This window comes from Patulibacter defluvii, from assembly GCF_034096925.1.
Taxonomy (GTDB): domain Bacteria; phylum Actinomycetota; class Thermoleophilia; order Solirubrobacterales; family Solirubrobacteraceae; genus Patulibacter; species Patulibacter defluvii.
In genome coordinates, this window is record NZ_JAWZSQ010000029.1 from 26,601 (window position 1) to 46,828 (window position 20,228).

Here is a 20,228-nt window from a genome sequence, read left to right on the forward strand (position 1 = left end):
GACCCTACGCGCGGGCCGGCCGTCCGTCACGCCGGCGAACTCCGACCGCCACAATCGGATTTGACGTGGAGCCGGCGGCCCGGAGTCCGTACCATGGGGGACGTGACCACCCTCTCGACCCCGGACACCGTCCTGCTCGCGAAGCCCCGCGGCTACTGCGCGGGCGTCGATCGCGCGGTCCAGACCGTCGAGCGGGCGCTCGAGCTGTACGGCCCGCCGGTCTACGTGCGCAAGGAGATCGTCCACAACAAGCACGTGGTCGAGACGCTGCGGGCCCGCGGCGCGATCTTCGTCGACGAGCTGACCGAGGAGATCCCCGAGGGCGCGATCACGATCTTCAGCGCCCACGGCGTCAGCCCCGCCGTCCACGCCGACGCCGAGAAGCGCGGCCTGCGGACGATCGACGCCACCTGTCCGCTGGTGACGAAGGTCCACCGCGAGGCGGTCAAGTTCGCCGAGGACGGCTACCGGATGATCCTCATCGGCCACGCCGGCCACGAGGAGGTCGAGGGCACGATGGGCGAGGCCCCCGACCACATCACCCTGGTCGAGACGGTCGAGGACGTCGACCGGCTGGAGATCGACCCCCAGACCGAGAAGCTGGCCTACATCTCGCAGACCACGCTCTCGGTCGACGAGACGCGCGAGATCATCGACCGGCTGCGCGAGCGGTTCCCGCACATCACCGGGCCCCGCAAGGACGACATCTGCTACGCCACCACCAACCGCCAGATGGCGGTCAAGCAGCTGGCCGCGCAGTGCGACCTGGTGCTGGTGATCGGGTCGCGCAACTCCTCCAACTCGCTGCGGCTGGTCGACGTCACCCGCGAGCTGGGCACCGACAGCCACCTGATCGACAACGCCCGCGAGGTCCAGGAGGAGTGGCTGGAGGGTCGGCGGACCGTCGGCATCACCTCCGGCGCCAGCGCCCCCGACGAGCTGGTCGAGGAGCTGGTCGCGCTCTTCCGCTCGCGCGGCACCAGCGACGTGCGCGAGCTGGAGGTGATCCGCGAGGACGTGCGGTTCATGCTCCCGAAGGCGATCCGCGTCGAGCAGCAGCGCTCGCGCGAGACCGTCGGCGCCTAGCGCCCGCCGCGGTGCTCGAACCGCGGCCGACGCTGGTCGTCTCCGACCTGCACCTGGGCACCGCGTCCGGGATCGACGTGCTGCGGGCGCCCGGTGCCGCCCGCGAACGGCTGCTGGCCGCGCTCGACGGCGTCGGCCGGCTGGTGATCGCCGGCGACCTGCTGGAGCTGCGCCACGGGCCGGCGGCGACGATCCTCGACCGCGCCCGCGAGCTGCTGGGCGCGATCGGCCGGCGGCTGGGGCCCGAGGGCGAGGTGGTGCTGCTGGCCGGCAACCACGACCACCGGCTGGTGCGGCCGTGGATCGAGCGCCGGCGGCAGCAGCGGATCGCGCTCGGGACCGCCGACCTGGCCGCGCCCGACGAGGTCTCGCCGATCGCCTCCGCCATCGCCGGTGCCCTCGGCGGACCACGGCTGCGGATCGCCTATCCCGGCGCCTGGCTGCTGCCGCCGGGGGCCGACGGCGGCGGCGGGGTCTACGTCACCCACGGCCACTACCAGGACGCGCTCTGGCGGATGCCGACGATCGAGCGGCTGATCGCCGGCGTCGTCGCCCGCGCCCAGCGCACGACGCTCGACGAGCTGCGCGCGCCGGAGGACTTCGAGCGGCTGCTGACCCCCGGCTACGGCTGGATGGACGGGATGGCCGAGTACGCCCGCGGCCGCGCGGTCAGCGCCTCGCAGCGGACCTCGGCCGGGGTCTGGGAGCACCTGCGCGAGGGGCGCGGCTGGCGCGGGCGGGCGACCCGGATCGGGGTCCCGGCCGCGGTCCGGACCCTGCGCCGCGCGGGCCTCGGCGACCTCGAGCACCGGATCACCCCCGAGACGCTGCGGATCGCCGGCCTCCGCGGGATGGCGCGGATGCTGGACGCGCTCGCGATCCGCGCCGACCACGTGATCGCCGGCCACCTGCACCGCGCCGGCCCGCTGCCCGGCGACGCGGCCTGGGAGTGGCGGCTGGAGCACGGCGGGCAGCTGTGGAACGCCGGCTGCTGGGTCCACGCCAACGACCTCGTCAGCGGCAGCGGGCCCGACTCGCCGTACTGGCCCGGCCGCGCGGTCCGGGTCGAGCCCGACGGCGGCGTGCGGCTGCTGCGGCTGCTCGACGACCTGGCCGACCCGTGGGCCGGTCAGTCGCGGCCGGCGCCGGCCGTCGACCCGGGCGGGGGCGGGGGCCTGGTGGCCCCGGCCGATCAGTCCCCGGTCGGCCCGCTGCCGTTGGACGACTGAGCGCCGGCGGGCGGCGTGCCCGGGGCGAAGCTGACGCCGTGGACGGTCGTCCCCTCCTCGGCGACCAGGTCGAGCTCGCCGTCGGTCGACGTCCCGTGGTCGATCAGCAGGTAGGCGCCGGGCTCGTCGAAGGTCCGGCGCTCGCCGTCGACGATCAGCACCGCGGGGCCGTCGGCCGGCGGCTCGACGATCGCCCAGACCTCGCCGGCGGTGTACGGACCGGCGTAGGGCCCGGCCTGCTCGGCCGTCGGCACCACCAGCACCGCGTCGTCGTCGTCGACCGGGCGCAGCGGGGCCAGCGGCTCGTCGTCGCGGCCGAGCAGCTCCAGGATCGCCGTCTCGGTGTCGCGGAAGCCGCCCTCGCCGTGGTGGTAGTCGACCAGCCAGCTGCGGCCGTCGAACAGGTAGCGGGCCGGCCAGCCCGGAGCCTCGACCTCGCGCATGTAGCGACCGTCGTCGTCGACCAGGACCGGGAAGCGGACGTCGAGCCGCTTGCAGGCCGCCTCGACCGCCGCGTAGCCGGTCGAGCAGGGGAAGGCGGGGGTGTGGACGCCGACCACGCGCAGGCCGTCCTCCGCGTAGCGGTCGTGCCAGGCCCGCAGGTGGGCCAGGTCGCGGACCGAGGCCGGACGGCAGAAGTCCCAGAACTCGATCAGCACCGGTCGCCCGCGCTGCTGGTCCAGCCGCAGCATCCCGACGTTGATCCACTGCGCGGGGCGCGGGAACGCGGGGGCGGGGATCTTCTCCGGGGTGACGCGCATCGGGCGGCCACCGTAGCAGCGCCCGCCGCCCGCGCCCGGCCCGGCGCGCAGCCCCCGGGGCAGGGGGTCGCCTACCATCCGCGCCGATGCTTCGCCGCCGATCGTTCCGGCCGCGGCAGGCGGCGGCGGCGCTGGCCGTCGCGGGCGCCTGCCTGGCGGCGCCCGCCTCCGCGTCCGCCCACGGGCTCGCCGGCGGCCGCCAGCTGCCGATCCCCGAGTGGCTGTTCGCGTGGGGCGCGGCGATCGTGCTGGTGGTCTCGTTCGTCGGCCTGACCGTGCTCTGGCCGCGGCCGAAGCTGGCCGAGCTGGCCCGCGGCCGGACCGTCGCCGTGCCGGCGGCGCTGCGGGTCGGGGGACGGGTGCTGCTCGGCGCGCTCGGCCTGGCGTTCTACGGCCTGACCGTCTGGGCTGGCCTGGCCGGGACCGACAACCCGCAGGCGAACCTGGCCCCGACCGCGGTCTACGTCGCCTTCTGGGTCGGCGTGCCGGTGCTCTCGCTGCTCGTCGGCGACCTCTGGCGGGCGATCAGCCCTTGGCGCACGATCGCCGAGCTGGCCGGCTGGATCGGCCGCCGCGTCGCCGGCCCCGACGGGCTGCCGCAGCCGCTGGCCTACCCCGAGCGGATCGGCCGCTGGCCGGCCGCCGCCGTGCTGCTGGCCTTCGCCTGGCTGGAGCTGGCGGCCAGCGACAAGGACGACCCGACGCTGCTCGGCGTGCTGGCGCTGCTCTACGGCGCGGCGATGCTGATCGGCACCAGCCTCTACGGGATCCGCTTCCTCGACCGCGCCGACGGCTTCGCCCAGTACTTCCGGCTGGCCGGCGCGCTGTCGCCGCTGCGCTGGCGCGACGGCGGCCTGCGGCTGCGCTGGCCCGGCACCGGCCTGGTCGAGATCGAGCCGGCTCCGGGCCTGACCGCGGTCGTCCTGACGCTGATCGGCACCACCACCTTCGACGGTCTCTCCGGCGGCGAGCTGTGGTCGCAGGACGGCGCCCTCGGCCCGTGGCTGGAGGACCGCTTCGGCAGCCTCGGCCTGGCCGCCTCCGACGCGGCCGTCGCCGCGGCGACCGTCGGACTGCTGCTCTGCGTGCTGCTGGTGACCGGCTTCGTCCGGCTCGGGATCGCCGGCATCCGCTCGGTCGATCCCAAGCGGCTCGACTCGCGGACGCTGCTGCTGCGCTTCGCCCCGACCCTGGCCCCGATCGCGATCGGCTACGCGGTCGCCCACTACTGCTCGCTGCTGGTGGTCCAGGGGCAGGCGCTCGGGTTCCTGCTCTCCGATCCGCTCGGCGACGGCAGCAACTGGTTCGGGACCGCCGGCTGGGAGATCGACTACGGCGCGCTCGGGGTCAACGGCACCTGGTACGTCCAGGTGGCGGCGCTCGTCGCCGGCCACGTCGCCGGCCTCGTCGCCGCCCACGACCTGGCCCTGCGGACCTTCCGCGGCCCGCGCGCGGCGGCCCGCTCGCAGTACTGGATGCTGGCCGTGATGGTCGCCTTCACGTCGCTCGGTCTATGGTTGCTGTCGTGACGCTGCCGCTCGCCCACGTCGGCCACTGGTACCACATCGTGCTGTACCTGGCCCCGGTCCTGATCGTGGCCGTGGGCCTCTGGGTGGCCGGCAAGCGGATGCCCGACGAGGACGATCTCGAGGGCTTCGACGACGGCCTCGAGGACCCGCTCGACGGCCCCGCCGGCGAGCCGTCGCGCTAGTCGCTCGACCGCCCTCGATCGTCCGCGCGTCCAGCCTTCTCCGTCGCCGCCGACGGGGGCGCTAGGCTCGCCGCGACGAGGCGGTTCGCGGACGTCCGGTGTGGTTGCTCACACGATGCGCAACTGAAGCCGGGGTCCGGGGTTCTCCCGGGTAACGAACGACCGCGATCTCCTCGGTCCGGAGGTTCCCCGAAGATGCCCACCTGCGACAGCCACCAGCTCCACGAGTTGCTCGACTCGGTGCCGGACACGCGCGAGATCGTCGTCCGCCGGCACGACGAGGACGACGTCCTGCGCGCGGCGTGGGAGTCGGCGCGCGACGACGCGCTCGACGCCTGGCTGCACTGGACCGCCGTCGCCACGCCCGAGTCGTGGGCGGTCTACGTCGCCGCCCGCGACCGCGAGGACGCGGCGGTCGCCGCCCTCGCCGTCTGACGCTCAGCGCGCCGCGGCGGCGCGGTCGCGCTGCGCCTGCAGCACGCGCATGTCGTGCGCCAGCGCATCGTCGGTCAGCTGGTCGACCGGGAACGAGACCCGCTGGCGGCCCCGCTCGTCGAGCAGGAAGACCTTCGCCGAGTGGTCGAAGCCGCTGCCCTGCGGCTGCACGCCGTAGGCCTTCCAGATCGGGGCCAGCGTCGTCCGCGAGCCGAGCAGGAACCGGGCCCGGTCGCCCAGCCGCATCCGGTTCAGGAACCGCTGCGCGGACGCGGCGGTGTCGCCGCCCGGATCGACGCTGACGATCACCACCGGCATCGGCCGGCCAACCTGGTCGAGGGCGCCGGCGATCTGGCGGGCCAGGATCGGGCAGGTGTCCTCGCAGTGGCTGTAGAGGAAGGTGACCAGCAGCGGCTGGCCGCGGAACTGGGCGATCGTCGTCTCGCGCCCGCGCTGGTCGGGTAGCCGGAAGGGCGGCGCCGGGGCCGGCGGGGTGGTCGCGCCGGCGTAGGGCGTGGTCGCGCTGACGATCCCGGCGGCGATCCCCTCGTCGGCGTCGGGACGGGCCAGCGCCAGCACCGCCGCGACGGCGAGCGTCACGACCAGGGTCACCATCAGCGAGAGCAGGACACGCGGATTCACGACCCGATCGAGGGTAGAGATCGACGCTCGCGGCTGCGCTCCGCGCGGTCTCGGCGTACCCTCCGCGTGTGGGTCCGGTCGGCCGGCGGAGGCCGCGACGGCAGGGCGCTACACTTTGTAAAGTGGTTTTTCCGATGGACGTTCAGGAGATCGCATGACCCCCTCCGGCGCGGAGTTCGTCCGCCAGGTCAAGGGCCAGATCGACGAGGTCGATCCGACCCAGGTGCACGAGGTCCTCTGGGACCCGGACGTCGCGATCATCGACGTCCGCGAGAGCGACGAGGTCGCCGCCGGCAAGCTGCCCGGCGCGGTCCACGTCCCGCGCGGCTTCCTCGAGTCGCGGATCGACGGCGCGGTCGGCGATCGCGCCAAGCGCGTGGTCCTCTACTGCGCCTCCGGCAACCGCTCGGCGCTCGCCGCCCGGACGCTGAAGGAGGACCTCGGCTACGACCGCGTCGAGTCGATGACCGGCGGCTACACGCTCTGGAAGGACCGCGGCTACGAGGTCGACGTGCCGCGCACGCTGACCCCCGAGCAGCGCGAGCGCTACAGCCGCCACATCCTGATCGACGAGGTCGGACTCGACGGCCAGATCAAGCTGATCGACGCCAAGGTGCTGCTGATCGGCGCCGGCGCGCTCGGCTCGCCGAACGCCCTCTACCTGGCCGCGGCCGGCGTCGGCACGATCGGGATCGTCGACGACGACGTCGTCGACCTCTCCAACCTCCAGCGCCAGGTCGTCCACGGCACGTCGACGATCGGCGTCCCCAAGGTCGAGTCGGCCGCCCAGCGGATCAACGACCTCAACCCCGAGGTCAAGGTCGTCCAGCACCAGCAGCGGCTCGAGGCCGGCACCGTCCTGGAGCTCTTCCGCGACTACGACGTGATCGTCGACGGGACCGACAACTTCCCGACCCGCTACCTGATCAACGACGCCGCCGTCCGCCTCGGCAAGCCGGTCGTCAGCGCCGCGATCCTCGGCTTCGAGGCCCAGCTCTCGGTCTTCGACACGAGGGCGGGCGGGGACCATGATCCCGGGCCCTGCTACCGCTGCCTCTTCCCGACCCCGCCGCCGGCCGAGCTGGCCCCGTCGTGCGGCGCCAACGGCGTCCTCGGCGTGCTGCCGGGCACCGCCGGGCTGCTGCAGGCGACCGAGGTCATCAAGCTGATCATCGGCCAGGGCGACTCGCTCCGCGGTCGGCTGCTGATGTACGACGCGCTCGCCGCCGAGATGCGCGAGGTCAAGGTCCGCCGCGACCCCGAGTGCCCCGTCTGCTCGCGGGACCCCTCCACGATCTCCGACGAGGAGATGGGGGTCTTCCCGGATTACGAAGCCTTCTGCGCTGCCGCTGGTTGAGGCTCGGTCTCGCGGCCGCTCGCTGCGTCCTCGGACCTCTTGAAGGCCTGGCGGCCTCCGGCGGGTCCTGCGTCCTTGCGAGCGGCCACGATCCCTTCGCCTCATCCCAGCGGCTCCGCGGCAGGCTGAGGCTCGGCGACACCATTCCTCCCACTACGATTCACGACTCCATGGCCACGATCCGCATTCCCCCGGTCCTGCGCCCCGCCGTCGGCGGCGAGCGCACCGTCACTGCTGACGGCAGCACGGTTCGCGAGGTGCTCGACAGCCTCGTCGGCGCTCACGGCGAGCTGCAGGCGCAGCTGTTCGGTGCCGACGGCGACCTCAACCGGTTCGTCAACGTCTACCTCAACGACGAGGACGTGCGGGTGCTCGAGGGCCTCGACACCGGCGTCGGCGAGGCCGACACGCTGGTCATCCTGCCGGCCATGGCCGGCGGCGCGGGCGTGATCCGCTAGCCAGCGGACCACCGACGGCGCCCCGCTAGCCTGGGTCGATGGCCTCGACCCCCAGCGACGGGACGCCGTCCGAGGACCCGCCCGCCGCGCGCGAGGCCGGCGAGCTGCCGACCGGGCGGATCGCCCGCACCGCGCGCTTCGGTGGGCTCGTCGCCGGCCAGGGCCTGCGTTGGGCCGGCACCCGCGCCGCCAACCGCGTCCGCTCGCCCGAGCGCGCCGCCCAGGCCAGCGGCGAGCGCACGATGGCGCTCGCCGACGAGCTGGTCCGCCAGCTCGGCCAGATGCGCGGCGCCGCGATGAAGGTCGGCCAGATCCTCTCGATGGTCGAGCTGGACGGCCTGCCCGAGGACCAGCAGGACGAGCTGCAGCGCAAGCTCGCCGCCCTCCGCGACGACGTCCCGCCGGTCCCGTTCCCGAAGCTGGAGCGGATGATCGCCGACGAGCTCGGCGGCCCGCTCTCGCGCTCGTTCGCCGAGTTCGACCGCGAGGCGTTCGCCGCCGCCTCGATCGGCCAAGTCCACCGCGCCCGCACCCGCGACGGCGACGACGTCGTCGTGAAGGTCCAGTATCCCGGCGTCGCCGAGGCGGTCGAGACCGACCTCCGCAACGCCACCATGCTGACCCCGCTGCTGCGGCGGCTGGCGCCCGGCCTCGACGTCGGCGCCCTCCTCGGCGAGCTGCGCGAGCGGATCGGCGAGGAGCTGGACTACGAGCTCGAGGCCCAGAACCAGCGGCGGATCGAGCGGCTGGTCCGCGGGGCGGGCGGGGTGGGCGGGCATCCGTTCCTTCACGTCCCGCACGTCCACAGCGACCTCTCCAGCCGCCGGGTGCTCGTCTCCGAGTACGTCGAGGGCGCCCGCTTCGAGCAGGTCCGCCGCGCCGACGAGGCTACCCGCGACCGCTACGGCGAGATCGTCCTGCGGTTCTTCTTCGGCCTCCTCTACCGCGACCGGATCGCGCTCGGCGACCCCCATCCCGGCAACTACCTGCTGCGTCCCGACGGCCGCGTCTGCTTCCTCGACTTCGGCCTCCTGCGGTCGGTCGAGGCGGCCGACCTCGACGGCGAGCGGGCGATCGCCCGCGCCGTCGGCGGTCGCGACGCCGCCGGCCTCCACGAGGCCCTGATCGCCACCGGCTACCTGCGCCGCGCCGGCGCCGAGCAGGACGACCCTGAGCTGCTGCTGGCGATGCTGCGCGCCGCCACCCGCTGGTACGCCGAGCCGGGCGCGCGCCGCTTCGGTCCCGAGGACGCGCGCGCCGCCCGCCGCGGCGGCACGGGGGAGGAGCGCCAGGCCGTCCGCGACCAGATGCGCCGCTTCACCGTTCCCCCGCACGCCGTGCTGGTGCGGCGGATGCACGCCGTCGTCGCGATCGTGCTCGGCCAGCTCCGCGCCGGCGCCGACTGGGGCGCGATCGCCGCCGAGTACCTGCACGGCGCGCCGCCGGCGACGCCGCTGGGGGAGCAGGAGGCCGCCCACCTGGCCGGTCGCCGCGGCAGCGCGGCCCCGTCGTCGGCCGGGTGAGGCGGGCGGCGCGGCCGTCCGCGCGAAATTGGCACAGGTTCGCGGCCGAATCGGTACGGTCCGTCACCCACGCTCCGCGGGTCGTTCGGCAGCATGGACGACGATGACCGCGAGCCCCGACAGCCCCCTCCACGACGAGGCGCTCGCCTGCCTGCGGGCCCTCACCGGCGCCCCCGAGGCGACCTTCCGCGAGCACCAGTTCGACGCGATCCGCGACCTCGTCGAGGACCGCGGCCGGGTGCTCTGCGTCCAGCGCACCGGCTGGGGCAAGAGCGCCGTCTACTTCGTCGCCACCGCGCTGCTGCGGGCCCGCGGGGCCGGACCGACGCTGATCGTCTCGCCGCTGCTGGCGCTGATGCGCAACCAGCTCGCCGCGGCCGCCGCGATGGGCCTGCGAGCCCACACCATCAACTCGACCAACCAGGGCGAGTGGTCGACGATCGAGCGGCTGCTCGAGGCCGACGAGGTCGACCTGCTGCTGATCGGGCCCGAGCGGCTGAACGCCGACCGCTTCCGCGAGCGGATGCTGCCGCAGGTCGCCGCCCGCACCGGCCTGCTGGTGATCGACGAGGCGCACTGCGTCTCCGACTGGGGCCACGACTTCCGGCCCGACTACCGGCGGATCGGCGACGTGCTCGCCGGCCTGCCCGCCGGCGCCGCCGTGCTCGGCACCACCGCGACCGCCAACGACCGGGTCGTCGCCGACGTGGTCGAGCAGCTGGCCGCCGGCCGCGCCGACGGGCCGGCCCTGCGCACCTACCGCGGATCGCTGGCCCGCACCAGCCTGCGGTTGGAGACGGTCGACCTGCCGCACCCGGCCGAGCGGCTGGCCTGGCTGGTCGAGCAGCTGCGGGAGCGGCCCGAGGGTGCCCGGCTGCCCGGGTCGGGGATCGTCTACGCGCTGACCGTCGCCGACGCCGAGCAGGTGGCGGCGTTCCTGGCCGAGCACGGGATCGCCGCCGTCGCCTACACCGGCCAGCAGCAGAGCGAGCAGCGGATCGTCGTCGAGGACCGGCTCCAGCGCGACGAGGTCAAGGCGGTGGTGGCCACCAGCGCGCTGGGGATGGGCTACGACAAGCCCGACCTCGGCTTCATCGTCCACTACCAGGCGCCCGGCTCGGTCGTCGCCTACTACCAGCAGGTCGGCCGCGCCGGCCGCGGGGTCGACCACGCCGAGGTGGTGCTGCTGCGGGGCCGCGAGGACCAGCGGATCCAGGACTTCTTCATCACCCAGGCCTTCGCCTCGGCCGAACGGGTGGCCGAGGTCCGCGGGGTGCTCGCCAGCGCCGGCGAGGCGGGGATGAGCGGGCGTGAGATCCAGGCCCACGTCAACCTCGGCCTCAACCGGCTGGAGGCGATGCTGAAGGTGCTCGACGTCGAGGGCGCCGTCCGCCGCAGCGGCGGCCGCTGGTACGACGTGCCCGACAGCGCCTGGGTCTACGACGGCGAGCGCTACGCCCGGGTGACCGAGATGCGGCGGGCCGAGCAGCGGGCGATGGCCGCCTTCGGGACCGATGGCCGCTGCCTGATGCGGACCCTCCAGGAGCAGCTCGACGACCCCGATCCGGCCGACTGCGGGCGCTGCGCCGTCTGCACCGCGCCCCGCCACGCCGAGGTCGGCGGCCCCGACCACGTCGAGCTGGTCCGCGCCGCCCAGCTGCACCTGCGCTCGCGGCCGGTCGAGTTCGACACCAAGCGGATGGCGCCGAACGCCGAGACCGGCGCGCTGCGGAAGATCCCCGCGGACGCCCAGGTCGAGCCCGGTCGCGCGCTGGCCCGCCGTGGCGACGCCGGCTGGGACGCCGAGGTCCGGCGGCAGCTGCAGGCCGGGCGGCTGGACGACGACGTGGTCGCGGCGCTGGCCGACACCGTTCGCGGTTGGCGGGTGCCGGTCGCGTGGGTGACGGCGGTGCCGAAGCAGGCGGTCGGCGGGGTCGAGGCGATCGACCCGGTGCTCGACCTCGGTGCCCGGCTGGCCGCGGCGCTCGAGCTGCCCTGGCACCCGGTCGTCGTCCGCCGCGAGCCGCGTCCGCCGCAGGCCGAGCAGCGCGGCGCCGCCCAGCAGGCGGCCAACGTGCGCGGCGCCTTCGCGATCGCCGGCGACGTGCCGAGCGGCCGCTGCCTGCTGGTCGACGACCTCCGCCAGAGCGGCTGGACGCTGGCGATGGTCGGCGGCCAGCTGCGCCGACGCGGCGCCGACGCGGTCTTCCCGGTCGTGCTCAGCACCAGCATTTGACCGCGGGGCCGTGTGGCCGGCGGCCGGCCGGCCCGCGCCGCGCCGCCCGCGGCGCCCAGCCGCCGCGCCCCGCCTGCGACGTTCCGGCCACCCGCCGTCCGGAACGTTACATCCGATCGTCCGACCGCCAGGGGGCGACCCGCGCCCCGCCCGGCGCCGCGCCCGGCCCGGCGCCGTTCGCCGCCCGCGCCGCGCAGCGGCCGCCCCGCCTGCGACCTTCCGGTCACCCGCCGTCCGGAACGTCACATCGGGCCGCCGGCCGTCCGGCGACGAGCCGCGACGGCCTACCGCCCCACCCCGGCGCCGTGCGCCGCCCACGCCCCGCAGCCGCCGCGCCCCGCCTGCGACCTTCCGGTCACCCACCGTCCGGAACGTCACATCGGGCCGCCCGCCGTCCGGCGACGACCCGCGACGGCGCACGGCGCCGTCCTGCCCTGCGCCGTGCGCTCCCCGCAGCCGCCCGCCCTGCCTGCGACGTTCCGATCGCCCGGCGTCCGAAACGTCACATCAGACGGCCCGCCACCGCCCCGACCACGGCCCGCCCGCCCGCCGCGCCCCGCCTGCGACGTTCCGGTCGCCCAGCGTCGGAACGTCACATCAGATCGCCCCGCCCCAAACGCCCGACCCCAAACCCCGCCCTCACCCCTCGCCCAACCGCCGGCGCAGGAAGCGGCGGTCGGGCTCGTGGGCGGCCAGGGCGAGGGCGCGGGCGAACGCCTCCTGGGCCTCGGGCTCGCGGTTCAGGCGCCGCAGCAGCTCGCCGCGGGTGGCGTGCAGGTAGGGATAGCCGTCGAGCGGTTCCCGCAGCTCGTCGGTCAGGGCCAGGCCGGCGGCGGGGCCCTCGCTCTCGGCGACGGCGACGGCGCGGTTCAGGCGCACCACCGTCGATCCGGTTCGCCGCTCCAGCTCGCCGTAGAGGCCGGCGATCTGGGGCCAGTCGGGCGGGTCCTCCAGCTCGAGGGCCGCGATCGCCGCCTGCAGCACGTAGCCGCCGCGGCCGCCGCGGGCGACCGCGTCGTCCAGCAGCGCCCGTCCGCGGTCGAGCGCCGCCTGATCCCAGGCGTCGCGGTCCTGGTCGGCCAGCAGCACCAGGTCGCCGTCGGCGAAGCGGGCCCGCCGCCGCGCGTGGTGGAGCAGCATCAGGGCCAGCAGGCCGGCCGGCTCGGGCTCGTCCGGCAGCAGGGCGACCAGCGTCTCGCCCAGCCGGACCGCCTCCGCGGCCAGCGGCTCGCGACCGCCGTAGCCCTCGTTGAACACCAGGTAGACGACGGCCAGGACCGCCGCCAGCCGGGCGCCCAGCTGGTCCTCGCTCGGCACCCGGAACGGGATCCCGGCGTCGCGGATCTTGCCCTTCGCCCGGGTCAGCCGCCGCTTCATCGTCTCCGGGCTGACCAGGAACGCCCGCGCGATCTGCTCGGTCGTCAACCCCGTCAGCGTCCGCAGCGTCAGCGCCACCTGGGCCTCGATCGCCAGCGCCGGGTGGCAGCAGGTGAAGAGCAGCTCCAGCCGCTCGTCGGGGATCGCGGCGTCGTCGTCCATCGCGGGCTCGTCGGGCGGCGCGGCCAGCGGCAGCTCGCGGGCCAGCCGCTCGGTCTTCTCGCGCAGGGTCCGGGCCCGCCGCAGCCGGTCGATCGCGCGGTTGCGGGCGGTCGTCACCAGCCAGGCGCGCGGCGCGTCCGGCACGCCGTCGTGCGGCCACCGCTCGGCCGCGATCGCGAACGCCTCCTGGGCGGCGTCCTCGGCCAGCTCGATGTCGCCGAGGACGCCGACCAGGGTCGCGACCACGCGGCCCCACTCGTCGCGGAAGACCTGCTCGATCAGCGCGGCAGCTCCACCAGCGGGCGGACCTCGACCGCGCCCCCGAGCCAGGTCGCCGGCACCTTGGCGGCGAAGGCGAGCGCGGCGTCCAGGTCCTCGACGTCGATCAGGTAGAAGCCGGCCATGTGCTCCTTGGTGGTCGCGAACGGCCCGTCGGTGTGGAGCGGGACGCCGTCCGGCGCGCGCACCGTGGTGGCGGTGTCGACCGGCTGCAGCTGCTCCCCAGCCAGGGTCTCGGGGGCCTGCATCAGCGCCATGTACTTGGCGGTGTTGGCGGCCCGCTCCTCGTCGGGGCGGTCGTTGGCGACGGCCTGGTCGGCGTAGATCAAGACGGCGTACTTCATGGTGCTCCTCCTCGGGTGGAGTCTCGTTCACCGGGGAGACGAACGGCAACCGCGGGAGGGGACAGGCCGACGCCGGCGCGCCAACACGGGGGCACCCCTGTCGTGCGCCGCTCGCCCATGGCTACACTTCCTGAAGCATGGCTCTTCCGCCCCTGGAGAACCGACCCTGCGCCGGCCGCTACGGCGACATCGTGCAGTCGATCGGCAACACGCCGCTGATCGAGCTGAAGCGGCTGTCGCCCAAGACCGGCGTCCGGATCTGGGCCAAGCTCGAGTCCGCGAACCCGACCGGCTCGGTCAAGGACCGGGTCGCGAAGGCGCTGATCGAGGACGCCGAGGCCCGCGGCACGATCGGCCCCGACTCGATCATCCTCGAGCCGACCTCCGGCAACACCGGGATCGCGCTGGCGATGATCGCCAAGCGCAAGGGCTACCGGCTGAAGGTCGTGATGCCGGACAACGTCACCCGCGAGCGCAGCGACCTGCTGCGGATGTACGGCGCCGAGATCGTCTACTCGCCCGGCGACCAGGGCTCCAACGGCGCCGTCGCGCTGGCCGAGAAGATGGCCCGCGAGGACACCCAGTACGTGATGCCGTACCAGTACGGCAACCCGGCCAACCCGAACGCCCACTACAACGGGACCGCGCTCGAGATCCTCGAGGAGCTCGACGGCCAGATCGACGCCTTCGTCGCCGGCCTCGGCACCGGCGGCACCCTGATGGGCAACGGTCGCCGCTTCAAGGAGGAGCTCGGCGACCGGGTCAAGATCGTCGCCGCGGAGCCGATGCAGGGCGAGCCGGTCCAGGGCCTGCGCTCGCTCGACGACGGCTTCATCCCGCCGATCATCGACCTCTCGCTGCTCGACCGGAAGATCTTCGTCACCAACGAGGACGCGATCGTCTGGACCCGCAAGCTGCTCGACGAGGAGGGCCTGTTCGCGGGCGTCTCCTCCGGCGCGATCGCGCGCGTCGCCGTCCGGATCGCCAACGAGATGGACGAGGGCAACGTCGTCTTCATCGTCTGCGACGACGGCTGGAAGTACCTCTCCTCCGGCATCTACACGAAGCCGATCGAGGAGATCGAGAACCTCGACTCGACCGTCTGGTGGTGACGTGATGGGACCGATCGGATTCCCCGAACTGCTGATCATCCTCGTGGTGGCGCTGCTCGTGCTCGGCCCCAAGCGGCTGCCCGAGGTGGGCAAGTCGCTCGGCAAGGGCATGCGCGAGTTCAAGGAGAGCATCTCCGCCGCCGATCCGTTCGACGACGACGCCCCGCGCCGCTCGGCCGACGCCGCCACCTCGGCGCCGCCGCAGCGCCGGCCCGCCGCCGTCGCCGCCAGCAGCGACCGCGACAACGACGCGTAGCGCCCGCCGGATGCGGATCGCCCCGGCCCTGCTCGACCAGGTCGTCGAGCACGCCCTGCGCGACGCCCCCGACGAGTGCTGCGGCGTGCTCGCCGTCCGCGACGGCGAGGCGATCGCCGTCCACGAGCTGGAGAACGTCCTCCAGGGGCCGAAGAAGTTCGGCTTCGAGATCGACGGCCTGGCGCTGCTGCGGCTGATCGACGAGCTCGAGGACCAGGGCGCCGAGCTCGGCGTCATCTACCACTCGCACACCGTCTCGGCCCCCGAGCCGTCGCAGACCGACATCAACTTCGCGGCCCTCTGGCCGGGCGTCGAGTGGCTGATCGTCGGCACCACGGGCGAGCAGCCCGAGGTCCGCAGCTGGCTGATCGACGGCGCGAAGGTGACCGAGGTCCCGGTCACCGTCGCCGCCTGAGCCTCTCGCCCGCCGCCCTCAGCCGCCGCCGCGGGTGCGGTGGTCGCGGAACGCCACCACCTGCTGGTAGGTTGGCCGGTTCTGCCAGTCCATCAGCGGCTGGGTCGCGCCACCGAGCGGGCGGAAGAGGATCGCGTCGAAGCACCACTGCGGGTCGAGCGCGGCGTTCTCCTTCTTGGCGCAGACGTCGTCGCGGGGGTAGACCTCGGCCGCCGGCGTGCGGGCCGCCGCCCGCAGCGCGTCGAGCAGCGCCCGCCGGCAGGCCGCCCGGTCGCCGCCGCCGCAGAAGGTCCGCCGGTAGCGCTCGCGGACCGGCCGTCCCAGCAGCTGCCGCAGGTCCTTCGAGACGTAGCCGTACCAGCCGTTCTGGTACGCCGACCCCTGGTGGTCGCCGTGGTTGTTGGGCTCGTTGTCGATCTCGTGGAAGGCCCGCAGGTCGGCCAGCAGCGGCCTGCCGAGGGTCGGCCCGAACTGCGCCGCCACCCACCGCGGCCACCACGCGTCCATGATCCGGATCGCGTCGCCGTGCTCGTAGCGGCCGTCGCCGTCGCGGTCGATCCGGTGCCAGCCGTCCCGCTGCCAGGCCCGCAGCGCGGCGACCGCCCCGCGCACCGTCGCGTCCTCGCCCGAGACGTCGCCCAGCAGGTCGAGCGCCAGCGGCAGGTCCTCCTGGCCGCGGAGGTCGGTGGTCGCGGCCACGCCCATCGCGTCGACCGCCTCCGGCAGGCTGATCCGGTCGTCGCCGCTGGCCAGCCGCAGGTCGAGCTGGCGGTCGAGCAGCTGCGAGCGGAAGACGCTCGAGAAGAGGTTGTTGTCGCCGCCGGCGAAGCCCTGCGCCTGGCGGTTGTTCCACGAGGTGATGTAGTCCTGGTCGATCACCTGCGGGTGGCGCGACTGCGGCTCGCGGGCCGACAGCCGCGCTTCGGGGTCGTAGCCGACCCAGGCGTCGTCGGCGGCCAGCGGCAGCTGCCCGGTCGTCCCCGCCCGCCGCTGCGGGTTCCAGCCGGAGTTGAAGTAGCCGATGTTGCGGTCGTCGGCGTAGAACCAGTTGAACGTGTAGCCGATCTTGCTGGCCGCGTCGATGAACGCGTGGACGTCGGGGATCAGCGCCGGCTGGTTGAAGCGCGCGAAGCCGACCGCCGAGTCGACCTCGTGCATGTAGGTCGAGCGCAGGACGGTGAAGGCGTACGGCTCGCCGCGGACGGTGCCGCGGGCGCGGACGATCCCGAGCGCGGTCCGCTGGGCCTCCATCGTCTGGCTGCCGGCGGGGGTGCTGTCGCCCAGCGACGGGGTCCAGCTGTTCGTCCGCCGCAGGACCTCGATCGGCCGGCAATGGCCGCGGTAGCGGTACGCCATCGACCGCAGCGTCGGCCGTCCGCCGCCGGGCTCGCAGAGCGGCAGCGCGAAGGTGTCGATGATGTCCTGCCCGGCCGAGGTCGCCGACCACGAGTAGTCCGTGCCGCGGCCCAGCTCGACGTACATGTTGATCCCGGGGAACGAGGCGCCGCGGGCGGAGATGCCGCCGCCCTGCAGCTCGCTCTGCATCAGGATCTGGGGCGCGAAGTAGCTGACCTGGGGCCCGAAGACCGCCAGCGGCCGGCCGTCGTCGGTCTGGCGGCCGGAGACGAGTAGCGCGTTCGACATCGCCGGTGCCGGCGGCGGCATCAGCCCGGGCCGGGTGCGGCCGTCGCGCGCGAACCCGCGCGAGGGCTGACCGGCGTCGCGGAGGCCGGCGCCGCGGCTGGCCACGGCCCGCTCCTGGGCCGGCCGGTCGGGACCGTCGGTGACGATCGACTGGGTCCGCAGCGAACCGACGTCGGGCAGCACCGCGCGGTCGCCGGCGCCGGTCCGGACCGGCCGCTGGTAGGGGAACCAGGTCGCCGAGGGGGTGTCGTCGTGGGCGGCGGTGCACGCCGAGCGGCCGCGCGCGGCGGCCCGCTTGGCCGCCCGCCGGGCCCGCGCGGGGGAGAGCGTGCCCGCGGCGACCGCCTCCAGCCGGGCGGCGCACTGGTAGCGGCGGACCGCGTCCGGGCCGGGCTTGACGGTGGTCGGGGCGTCGGGGTCGTCGTAGGCGGCGAACTGCTCCCACAGCCGCCGGCCGTCGCGCTCGCCGAACCGCTGCTGGAACGACTGCAGCAGCCGTACCGCGCCGATCTCGTTGCCGCCGCCCTTGCCGAAGATCCCGCCGATCATCGACGCGATCGCCACCACGTCGGCCTCGCGGAACGGCTCCGGGCCCTCGTAGCGGCCGATCGCGGCGTACTCGCCCGGCATCGGCTGCTGGCCGCCCTTCGCGGCCCCGATGTAGGCGTTGATCCCGGCGATGTACTGCTGGAGATCGCGCTGGATCCGCGCGCCCTCGGCGCCGTAGAGGTCGTCGAACTGGTCGACCTGGCGCTGGAGGTCGGCCTCGGTGTAGGGCGCGTTGGCCCACTGGTCGACCTCGAAGCTGCGGTTGCCGGGCGCCCCGCCGACGAACGAGCTGAGCTGGCCGCGGCCGACGTGGCGCAGCACGTCCATCATGAACAGCCGGTCCTCGGCGCCGACCCAGCCGGCGCCGAACATCACCCCGTCGCGGTCCGCGCCGTAGACGCGCGGGATCGCGAATCGCTTGTCGCGCACGATCGTGACGTCGCCCCGCGGGCTGTACTGGCGCTCGACGTCGGCCGGGCGGACGCCGAAGGTGGAGTCGGCGAAGTACTGCTCGAACTGGTCGCGGCGGATCCCGGGCACGGCCCGGATCAGGTCCTGGTAGGGGCGGAACTGGTCGCCGTTGTGGGCCGGCCGGCCGACGCCCGCCAGCTGCATCCCCAGCAGCGGCACCAGCGGCGTGGTGCCGTTGGTGCCCGGCGGCAGGATGTCGTAGGTCTCGCCGGCGCCCGCGTCGCCGCCGCCGTAGGGCAGCGGCTCGGGCGCCCCGGCCTGGGCCGCGGCGGCGGTCAGCAGCGGCAGCGCGGCGGCCACCGCGCCCGCCAGCCAGCGCCGGCGCAGGGGCCCGCGCCGGGTCGTCTCCCGTGGTCGTCCCTCGCCCGCTGGCGTCATGCCGTCCTCCCTCTCCCCGTCGCGTCCGCGACCGACCGCCGTCCGCCCGGTCCCGCGGGCGTTGGTAACGGCAGTGAAACCACCCCGAACCTATCCGCAGCGGCGGCGTCGGGGCAAGCGGATCGGACGAGGCTGGCGCGACGGCCTAGTCGGCGGCCGCCACCTGGCGGCGCTCCCAGGCGAGCTCCGAGAGGATGCCGCGCTCGGCCAGCCGCCGGTCGGCGTCGTCGAGGTCGGCCGCGTCGAGCACCAGCACGGCCAGCCGCGCGGGCCCGGCCAGGCAGGCCTCGACGTCGAGGAAGATCGCGCGCCCGCCCAGCTCGGTGCAGTGGACGGTGCGGCGGCCGCCGCGGATCGGGACCGGCCCGCGCTCGCCGCGGGCGCAGCGGACGGCCAGGGCGCTGGCCTCGGTCGGAACCGCGACCACCGCCGCCTCCAGCTGGTCGAGCCCGGCGGGGGAGAGCGGCTCGTCGGCCAGCAGGCCGCCGTGCTCGGCCGCCTCGGCGATCCGGGCGGCGACCTCGTCGGGGGTCAGCTCGCCGTCGCAGCCGGCGCCGACCACGGCCGCCGCCACCGCCAGCCCGCGGCGGGCGAGCAGCGCGCCGGCGGCCAGCAGGACCGCGTCGGCCAGCGGGCTGCCGAGGGTCTCCTCGTGGCCGTGGGCGAGCACGTCGCCGCCGACGTCGACCAGCACGATCCCGTCGCAGCCGAGCCGCTCGGCGGCCGTGTCCAGCCCGTCGGCGACCGCGGCCGGTCCCGGCGTCGGGTCGATCAGGACGGTCGTCGCGCCGAGGTGCTCGGCGATCCGCGACTCGGCGAAGCGGACGCCGGTGGCGGTGCGGGTCTCGCCGGTCGCGAGCGCGGCGGTGGGGGAGAGGGGCGCGGCGTCGACCAGCTCGTCGATCCGGCGCGGGCCGGGGACGGGATCGACCGGCAGGCGCTCCCAGGTGAGGCCGCCGAGGACCGCCTCGCGGCCCAGCAGCTGGGCCGCGGCGAGGGCACCGACCACGTCGCCGCCACCGCCGATCCCGACGCAGAGCAGGCGCTCGGCGTCGGGAAGGACCGCAGTGGCGGCGCGATCGCTCGCGCCGCCGGAGGAGTGGCTCACGCCAGGACGGGGACGCGGTCGGCCGCGGCCTCGAGGATCGACTCGATCTGCGCCGTCGCCCGGGTGAACTCGTCGTCGGAGAGCACCGGGGTGCCCTCGAACGGCAGGTCGCGCTGGATCTCCAGCCACGAGCGGCATCCGCCGAAGTCGTCCCGGACGCGCACGGTCACCGGACGCGGGATCCGGTAGGCGCGCAGCAGCACGACGTGCAGCGGGTGGCGGTGCTTCCAGCGCAGCCGCTTCTCCGCGTAGTCGGGCGTCCACACGTAGTACGGCGAGAGCGCCTCGACGATCCGGGCGTCGGTCACCGTGTAGTGCGCGACGGCCTCGGCCCAGGCCCGGATCCGGACGCGCTCCGGCTGCGGGATGCCGCCGTCCTGCGTCAGCGCCGACGGGGGCGGATCGCCGTCCGGCCACACGCCCTCCTCGAGCGCGCGGCGCAGCTCGGGCTGGTGCGAGTCACGGATGACGTCGTTGCGCTGGTGGTCGAACGTGGGGTAAAGGAAGAAGCGATCGTGATCCAGCCGGAAGTGCTTGTGCTCTTCGCGGATACCGCCCTTCCGGAGCGTGAGCAGCTGCTCACCCTCGGCAAGGGCACGGACCGTGACCGCCCATTCCTTGAAGGCAATCGGCATGACAGGGAACCGGGGCTGTTGGCGATGAAACGATCCTGCGCGCAGCCGCAAACGAGCGGA

Annotated in this window: 19 protein-coding genes; 12 read left to right on the plus strand and 7 right to left on the minus strand. The window is 74.8% G+C overall.

Annotated elements, in window-relative coordinates; all coding sequences use genetic code 11:
* Positions 1–93 precede the first annotated feature (93 nt).
* Positions 94–1,086 carry a 4-hydroxy-3-methylbut-2-enyl diphosphate reductase gene (locus SH587_RS21745; protein WP_375341799.1) on the plus strand — a complete coding sequence of 331 codons (993 nt, stop codon included), beginning with the start codon at positions 94–96 and terminating at the stop codon, positions 1,084–1,086.
* 11 nt (positions 1,087–1,097) lie between these two features.
* The gene (locus SH587_RS21750) at positions 1,098–2,315 is read left to right on the plus strand and encodes a metallophosphoesterase family protein (protein ID WP_320672759.1); all 1,218 of its coding nucleotides are present in this window, start codon (positions 1,098–1,100) and stop codon (positions 2,313–2,315) included.
* Here SH587_RS21750 and SH587_RS21755 read toward each other — a convergent pair.
* Positions 2,279–3,076 carry a redoxin domain-containing protein gene (locus SH587_RS21755; protein ID WP_320672760.1) on the minus strand — a complete coding sequence of 266 codons (798 nt, stop codon included), beginning with the start codon at positions 3,074–3,076 and terminating at the stop codon, positions 2,279–2,281. The genes SH587_RS21750 and SH587_RS21755 overlap by 37 nt on opposite strands.
* An 86-nt stretch (positions 3,077–3,162) precedes the next feature.
* Here SH587_RS21755 and SH587_RS21760 point away from each other — a divergent pair, with 86 nt between their 5' ends.
* From SH587_RS21760 to SH587_RS21770, 3 genes are all read left to right on the plus strand, one after another.
* Positions 3,163–4,605 carry a fenitrothion hydrolase gene (locus tag SH587_RS21760; protein WP_320672761.1) on the plus strand — a complete coding sequence of 481 codons (1,443 nt, stop codon included), beginning with the start codon at positions 3,163–3,165 and terminating at the stop codon, positions 4,603–4,605.
* Positions 4,602–4,787 carry a hypothetical protein gene (locus SH587_RS21765; protein WP_320672762.1) on the plus strand — a complete coding sequence of 62 codons (186 nt, stop codon included), beginning with the start codon at positions 4,602–4,604 and terminating at the stop codon, positions 4,785–4,787. Before SH587_RS21760 ends, SH587_RS21765 begins: the two co-directional genes overlap by 4 nt.
* 195 nt (positions 4,788–4,982) lie before the next feature.
* Complete coding sequence (locus tag SH587_RS21770; protein ID WP_320672763.1) at positions 4,983–5,222, plus strand: hypothetical protein; 240 nt, start codon at positions 4,983–4,985, stop codon at positions 5,220–5,222.
* Positions 5,223–5,225: 3 nt separating this feature from the next.
* On the opposite strand, the gene SH587_RS21775 is transcribed toward SH587_RS21770, so the two are convergent.
* Entirely contained in the window at positions 5,226–5,864 is a 639-nt protein-coding gene (locus tag SH587_RS21775) for an SCO family protein (protein WP_320672764.1), read from the minus strand.
* Between the two features lie 154 nt (positions 5,865–6,018).
* On the opposite strand from SH587_RS21775, the gene moeB reads away from it, so the two are divergent.
* The 4 genes from moeB (at position 6,019) to SH587_RS21795 (ending at position 11,438) form a co-directional block, all read left to right on the plus strand.
* Positions 6,019–7,221 (plus strand): molybdopterin-synthase adenylyltransferase MoeB, encoded by a 1,203-nt coding sequence (gene moeB / locus SH587_RS21780; RefSeq protein ID WP_320672765.1) that lies wholly within the window; start codon positions 6,019–6,021, stop codon positions 7,219–7,221.
* A 170-nt stretch (positions 7,222–7,391) separates the two neighbouring features.
* Positions 7,392–7,679, plus strand: coding sequence for a MoaD/ThiS family protein (locus tag SH587_RS21785; RefSeq protein ID WP_320672766.1), 288 nt, complete (start codon positions 7,392–7,394; stop codon positions 7,677–7,679).
* Between the two features lie 38 nt (positions 7,680–7,717).
* Positions 7,718–9,202, plus strand: a complete 1,485-nt coding sequence (locus SH587_RS21790; protein ID WP_320672767.1) for an ABC1 kinase family protein — start codon at positions 7,718–7,720, stop codon at positions 9,200–9,202.
* A 103-nt stretch (positions 9,203–9,305) separates the two neighbouring features.
* Positions 9,306–11,438, plus strand: coding sequence for a RecQ family ATP-dependent DNA helicase (locus SH587_RS21795; RefSeq protein ID WP_320672768.1), 2,133 nt, complete (start codon positions 9,306–9,308; stop codon positions 11,436–11,438).
* 639 nt (positions 11,439–12,077) lie between these two features.
* Here SH587_RS21795 and SH587_RS21800 read toward each other — a convergent pair.
* Positions 12,078–13,223 (minus strand): RNA polymerase sigma factor, encoded by a 1,146-nt coding sequence (locus tag SH587_RS21800; protein ID WP_320672769.1) that lies wholly within the window; start codon positions 13,221–13,223, stop codon positions 12,078–12,080.
* Between the two features lie 32 nt (positions 13,224–13,255).
* Complete coding sequence (locus tag SH587_RS21805) at positions 13,256–13,600, minus strand: YciI family protein (protein ID WP_320672770.1); 345 nt, start codon at positions 13,598–13,600, stop codon at positions 13,256–13,258.
* 137 nt (positions 13,601–13,737) lie between these two features.
* On the opposite strand from SH587_RS21805, the gene SH587_RS21810 reads away from it, so the two are divergent.
* Genes SH587_RS21810 through SH587_RS21820 form a run of 3 tightly spaced genes read left to right on the plus strand, consistent with a single transcriptional unit; the run spans position 13,738 to position 15,383 of the window.
* On the plus strand, positions 13,738–14,712 hold the full coding sequence (locus SH587_RS21810) for a PLP-dependent cysteine synthase family protein (protein ID WP_320672771.1): 975 nt from the start codon (positions 13,738–13,740) through the stop codon (positions 14,710–14,712).
* A 4-nt stretch (positions 14,713–14,716) separates the two neighbouring features.
* Positions 14,717–14,968, plus strand: coding sequence for a twin-arginine translocase TatA/TatE family subunit (gene tatA / locus SH587_RS21815; RefSeq protein ID WP_375341800.1), 252 nt, complete (start codon positions 14,717–14,719; stop codon positions 14,966–14,968).
* Between the two features lie 10 nt (positions 14,969–14,978).
* The gene (locus SH587_RS21820) at positions 14,979–15,383 is read left to right on the plus strand and encodes a M67 family metallopeptidase (protein ID WP_320672773.1); all 405 of its coding nucleotides are present in this window, start codon (positions 14,979–14,981) and stop codon (positions 15,381–15,383) included.
* Positions 15,384–15,401: 18 nt separating this feature from the next.
* On the opposite strand, the gene SH587_RS21825 is transcribed toward SH587_RS21820, so the two are convergent.
* The 3 genes from SH587_RS21825 to SH587_RS21835 all read right to left on the minus strand — a co-directional run bounded on the left by SH587_RS21825 (position 15,402) and on the right by SH587_RS21835 (position 20,219).
* On the minus strand, positions 15,402–18,425 hold the full coding sequence (locus SH587_RS21825; RefSeq protein ID WP_320672774.1) for a penicillin acylase family protein: 3,024 nt from the start codon (positions 18,423–18,425) through the stop codon (positions 15,402–15,404).
* A gap of 145 nt (positions 18,426–18,570) precedes the next feature.
* Entirely contained in the window at positions 18,571–19,533 is a 963-nt protein-coding gene (locus tag SH587_RS21830) for a DUF1152 domain-containing protein (protein WP_320672775.1), read from the minus strand.
* Positions 19,530–20,219, minus strand: coding sequence for a DUF1802 family protein (locus SH587_RS21835; RefSeq protein WP_320672776.1), 690 nt, complete (start codon positions 20,217–20,219; stop codon positions 19,530–19,532). Before SH587_RS21835 ends, SH587_RS21830 begins: the two co-directional genes overlap by 4 nt.
* Positions 20,220–20,228: the final 9 nt, after the last annotated feature.

Bases quoted from the DNA above. Each gene is read 5' to 3' on its own strand.
- SH587_RS21745 (WP_375341799.1), top strand. From the start codon at position 94: ATGGGGGACGTGACCACCCTCTCGACCCCGGACACCGTCCTGCTCGCG.
- SH587_RS21755 (WP_320672760.1), bottom strand. From the start codon at position 3,076: ATGCGCGTCACCCCGGAGAAGATCCCCGCCCCCGCGTTCCCGCGCCCC.
- SH587_RS21760 (WP_320672761.1), top strand. From the start codon at position 3,163: ATGCTTCGCCGCCGATCGTTCCGGCCGCGGCAGGCGGCGGCGGCGCTG.
- SH587_RS21770 (WP_320672763.1), top strand. From the start codon at position 4,983: ATGCCCACCTGCGACAGCCACCAGCTCCACGAGTTGCTCGACTCGGTG.
- moeB (WP_320672765.1), top strand. From the start codon at position 6,019: ATGACCCCCTCCGGCGCGGAGTTCGTCCGCCAGGTCAAGGGCCAGATC.
- SH587_RS21785 (WP_320672766.1), top strand. From the start codon at position 7,392: ATGGCCACGATCCGCATTCCCCCGGTCCTGCGCCCCGCCGTCGGCGGC.
- SH587_RS21790 (WP_320672767.1), top strand. From the start codon at position 7,718: ATGGCCTCGACCCCCAGCGACGGGACGCCGTCCGAGGACCCGCCCGCC.
- SH587_RS21795 (WP_320672768.1), top strand. From the start codon at position 9,306: ATGACCGCGAGCCCCGACAGCCCCCTCCACGACGAGGCGCTCGCCTGC.
- SH587_RS21805 (WP_320672770.1), bottom strand. From the start codon at position 13,600: ATGAAGTACGCCGTCTTGATCTACGCCGACCAGGCCGTCGCCAACGAC.
- SH587_RS21810 (WP_320672771.1), top strand. From the start codon at position 13,738: ATGGCTCTTCCGCCCCTGGAGAACCGACCCTGCGCCGGCCGCTACGGC.
- tatA (WP_375341800.1), top strand. From the start codon at position 14,717: ATGGGACCGATCGGATTCCCCGAACTGCTGATCATCCTCGTGGTGGCG.
- SH587_RS21820 (WP_320672773.1), top strand. From the start codon at position 14,979: ATGCGGATCGCCCCGGCCCTGCTCGACCAGGTCGTCGAGCACGCCCTG.
- SH587_RS21825 (WP_320672774.1), bottom strand. From the start codon at position 18,425: ATGACGCCAGCGGGCGAGGGACGACCACGGGAGACGACCCGGCGCGGG.